Raw genomic sequence first — 4,906 nt, 5'->3', positions numbered from 1 at the left:
ACGGCCACTTCCTCACCGTTTTCGTCCATCTCGTAACGGGTGCGATATTTTCGTTCGATAAAGAGCACACCCATGCGACGCTTGATGTTGTTCCGCGTAGCGCGGGACATGAGGGTGCCGCCCTCGCTGTCGAGGCTGATCTGTACGTTGGGTCGCCCGTTCTGGTCAAAGCTTGCCTGGGCGTTGGAGACTCGCTCGCCAGTAATAATGACGTCGCGCTCAAGATACTCGGTGGCGCCCTGGCGGTCTGCGCTGCGGTATTCGAAGCGCTGGCGCTCGGCGGCCGGCGCATCGGCGTTGGCTACCAGGCGGAACTCCAGGTTGGCGACCTTGCCGAGAATCCGCTTGGCTTCCGCCGTGTCCTGAATACCGGGGAGTTCCACAACAATACGGTTCCGGCCCTGACGCTGAACCAGGGGCTCGGACACGCCAAGCTCGTTGACGCGATTACGCAGCGTCGTGAGGTTCTGACTCACCGAGTAATCGATAATTTCATCGACGGTTACATCAGTCATCCGCGCGTAGATAATGAACTCGTCTTCTTGGTCAACACGATCCAAAAGAAGCTCGGGAAAAGCGTCAGCTATGAGGCTGCGAGCCTGCTCCCGGAGATCTTCGCTGCGAAAGCGCCCCACCACGGCACGGTCGCCGTCCAATCCTACAAAACCCCGAATACGCTCTTCGCGAAGAGAGCGCTTGGTGGCATTCAGGTAGTACTCCATGCGCCGCTCGATAGCCGCAGCCGTGTCCACCTCCAGCTTGAAATGCACGCCGCCGGACAGGTCCAGCCCCAGCTTCATGGGTTGTCCACCCACACCGGTGAGCCAGTTGGGAGTGGTTTCTGCGAGATTAAGGGCAATAATGTAGCCATCGCCCAGGGCGCGGGATACGACCGCCTGGGCACGCAACTGTGTCTCCTGCTCTTCCAGGCGGATCAGCGCACTGCGCCCGCTGGGCTCTATGATTTCTCCAAAATGCTCAATACCCGCCTCGTTAAGCGCGTCCGTGGCACGACTCAGTAATCGATCATCGATTACCGTGCCGCTGCTCTCCCCGGCGATTTGCAGGGCCGGATCCGGCGCATAGAGGTTGGGAGACGCATACAGCGCCCCGCCAAGCACGACGATCAAAACGATCAGGTATTTCCAAATTGGGTAACGATTGAGCATGCCAAGGTCTGCAGTAGTGCGGCAGTAGCGTCAAACGAACACCGTTTAACACCGGGCCACCGAGAATAAGGGGCCGCATTATAGACGCTGATCGTCAGGTCTCAAGGGCCGCCGCCCTGCAATCACGCGCACCGGGAGCCCGATACTCCCCACGAAAAGCCGCGAGACTAGTCGATGGCGCTGCGCGCGTTCTGAAACAGGCGAAGCCAGGGGGATTCCTCATCCATCTCATCGGGCGCCCAGGAAAACTGCCGCCGGCGAATCACCCGCTCCGGGTGGGGCATCATAATCGTCACCCTGCCGCTTTCATTGCACACGCCGGTGATGCCCGACGGAGAGCCATTCGGATTCGCGGGGTAACGCTCGGCGACTTCCCCGCTGTTCTCTATATACCTCAGACCCACCAGCTGCGAGGCTTCGCATCGCTCCTGGGCCGCCCCATCAGCAAACACCGCCCGCCCCTCACCATGGGCGACCGCGATAGGCAGTCGGGACCCGGCCATGCCACGGAAGAATATTGAAGGCGACTCCCCCACCTCGACCATGGAAAGCCGCGCTTCAAACTGCTCGGATCGATTGCGCCGAAACCAGGGCCAGTGCTCAGTACCGGGTATCAGCTCCCGAAGCACCGAGAGCATCTGGCAGCCATTACAGACGCCCAGCGCAAAGCTGTCCTGCCGAGCAAAAAACGCGCTGAAACTGTCGCGGAGCCGTGGGTTAAACAATATGGACTTTGCCCAGCCTTCGCCAGCCCCCAACACGTCGCCAAAGGAGAACCCGCCGCAGGCTACGAGCCCGGCAAAGTCCTCGAGACTGGCGTCTCCGGCAAACAGGTCACTCATGGTCACATCAACCGCGGTAAAACCACCCCGATCAAATGCCGCGGCCATCTCCACCTGGCCATTCACACCCTGCTCGCGAAGCACCGCCACCCGGGGTTTCACGCCCCTGTTAATCATCGGCGCGGCGCTATCCCGTAGTGCCGGACTCAGATGTACCGACAAGCCCGGGTCCGGGGCAGCGATGCGCGCCCACTCCTCATCGGCACAGTCGGGATTATCCCGTAACCGCTGCAAGGCATGGCTGCACTGACTCCACCGTTCCTGCAAAGCACCGCGCATGGTGTCAATGAGCGCCTCATCGCCGGACCAGATTCTTACCTGCTCATCTTTACGGGCATAGCCCAGCGTGTGCAGGCAGTCACCGATGCCCAGCTGCTCCGCACGGGACGACCAGTCCGCGAGCTGGGACTTGGGAATCTGCACCACCGCGCCGGGCTCTTCACAAAATAGTCTTGCCAGCGCATCAACGCCCTCCGGCAACATGATTTCCAGACCGCAGCGGCCGGCAAAAGCCATTTCCAGCAGCGTCACCGCAAGGCCGCCGTCGGAACGGTCGTGGTAGGCGATCACATCACCACGGGCTTTCCCCCACTGCAATAACTCGAAGAACGCCAGAAGGTCCTTGGGGCTATCAAGGTCTGCCGGATGGGCACCCAGCTCGCCGTAAACCTGGGCCAAAGCCGATGCTCCCAGACGATCCTTACCCCGGCCAAGATCAACAAGCACCAGACTCAGCTCGGGACCGGCTGTCAGCACGGGCGTTAAGGTGTCGGCGGTATCACCCACGGGCGCAAAAGCCGACACCACCAGGGACATAGGCGCCGTCACCGTTTGCTCTTTGCCGTCCTGCTGCCAGCGTGTTTGCATGGACATGGAGTCTTTACCCACCGGGATGGCAATGCCCAACGCCGGACACAGCTCCTCGCCAATAGCGTGCACTGCATCAAAGAGAGCCGCGCCCTCGCCCGGGGTGTTGGCCGCACACATCCAATTGGCAGACAGGCGAATATCACTCATGCGCGCCACGGGGGCGGCGCAGATATTGGTGATGGCCTCGGTCACGGCCATTCGGGCGGACGCGGGACTGCTCAGCAGCGCGACGGGAGTACGTTCGCCCATGGCCATGGCCTCCCCCTTGTCGGAGTCATAGCTCACCAGCGACACGGCACAATCCGCCACCGGCACCTGCCAGGGACCCACCATTTGATCACGGGCCACCAGGCCGGTCACCGTCCGGTCACCAATGGTAATCAGAAAGCTTTTGCTGGCTACCGTTGGCAAGCCCAACACCCGATGCAGGGCATCCTCGACCGATGTCGCAGCGGCAAAGGGCCTGTTGGGAGGCGGAAGACGATGATCCTCCCGATGCATCCTCGGCGGCTTGCCGAACAACACCGACATGGGCATGGCTACCGGTGTGTCCTCAAAATGACTGTCGGTGACCACAATGGCCTTGTCCGCGGTGGCTTCCCCAACCACGGCTACGGGACAACGCTCCCGCGCGCAGATACTTTTGAACTGCTCCAGATGCTCAGGCATCACTGCCAACACGTAACGCTCCTGGCTTTCGTTGCACCAGATTTCCAGCGGTGACATGCCACGATCATCACAGGGAACATCCCGCAGAGAAAACAGACCTCCGCAGCCGCCATCTTTAACAAGCTCAGGGAGAGCATTGGACAGCCCCCCGGCGCCTACATCATGGATAAAGGCGATGGGATTGTGATCGCCGAGCTGCCAACAACGGTCGATGACCTCCTGACAGCGCCGCTCCATTTCGGGGTTCTGGCGCTGCACGGAAGCAAAGTCCAGGGATTCCTGCCCATCGGCGCTCGCCATACTGGAGGCCGCTCCTCCGCCGAGGCCGATAAGCATGGCCGGACCACCGAGCACCAACAGCGCGGCGCCCGGTGCAAACTCGGGCTTATCCACATGCTCGGCAGCAATATTGCCAAAACCACCGGCAATCATGATGGGTTTGTGATACCCGCGAAGCTGATAATCCGTGGGGCTCGCAGCATCGCCTGAGGACGGGACGCGCTGCTCATAGCTGCGGAAATAGCCACAAAGATTGGGCCGACCAAACTCATTGTTAAAGGCGGCGCCACCGATAGGCGCCTCCAGCATGATATCCAGTGCGGAGGCGATACGTGCGGGCTTTCCGTTATCCACCTCCCAGGGTTCTTCCAATCCCGGTATGCGTAGATTAGATACACTGAAGCCGGTGAGCCCCGCCTTGGGCTTGGACCCGCGACCCACCGCCCCCTCATCACGAATTTCGCCGCCGACGCCGGTACCCGCACCGGGAAACGGCGCGATGGCGGTAGGATGGTTGTGCGTTTCTACCTTCATAAGCAGATGCACGGGCTGCGCTTTGCTGTCGTACTCCCGGGAAACCCCATCGGGTACAAACCGACTCGCCCTCGGGCCCGCCACCACCGCGGCATTGTCGGAATAGGCCGACAACACGCCTTCGGGACTCGCTGCATGGGTATTTCGGATCATCGCAAACAGGCTCTTTGCCTGCTCTTCGCCATCCAAGGTCCAGCTCGCATTGAAAATCTTATGGCGGCAGTGCTCCGAATTGGCCTGGGCGAACATCATGAGTTCCACATCCCGCGGATTGCGTCCCAGGCTGGAAAAACTATCGCAAAGGTAGTCAATTTCATCCTCTGCCAGAGCCAATCCCAGGGCGCCATTGGCGGCCTCGAGCGCCGCACGCCCCTGCCCGAGTACATCCACCTCACTGCTTTTTGCCGGCGCAAGCTGGGAAAACAGCGCGGCCACCCCCGGGAGCGTGCACGTGGTCTCTTCCACCATTCGATCGTGGAGCTCGCCGGAAAGGTCATTCCAGTCCTGAGTCCCCGGCTTGAGACCCTCGAGCTCGTAGGCACA

2 protein-coding genes are annotated in these 4,906 nt (G+C 60.9%); both read right to left on the bottom strand.

What is annotated here, in order from left to right:
- On the bottom strand, positions 1–1,169 hold a 1,169-nt coding region (locus ACTG3T_RS06290; protein WP_439101412.1), incomplete at its 3' end, for a SecDF P1 head subdomain-containing protein.
- 167 nt (positions 1,170–1,336) lie between these two features.
- The coding region (gene purL, locus ACTG3T_RS06285; RefSeq protein ID WP_439101411.1) for a phosphoribosylformylglycinamidine synthase at positions 1,337–4,906 on the bottom strand (3,570 nt) is incomplete at its 5' end.

It is taken from the genome of Congregibacter sp., from assembly GCF_965660375.1.
Lineage (GTDB): Bacteria > Pseudomonadota > Gammaproteobacteria > Pseudomonadales > Halieaceae > Congregibacter.
This window is presented reverse-complemented; position numbering and strand designations above follow the sequence as displayed.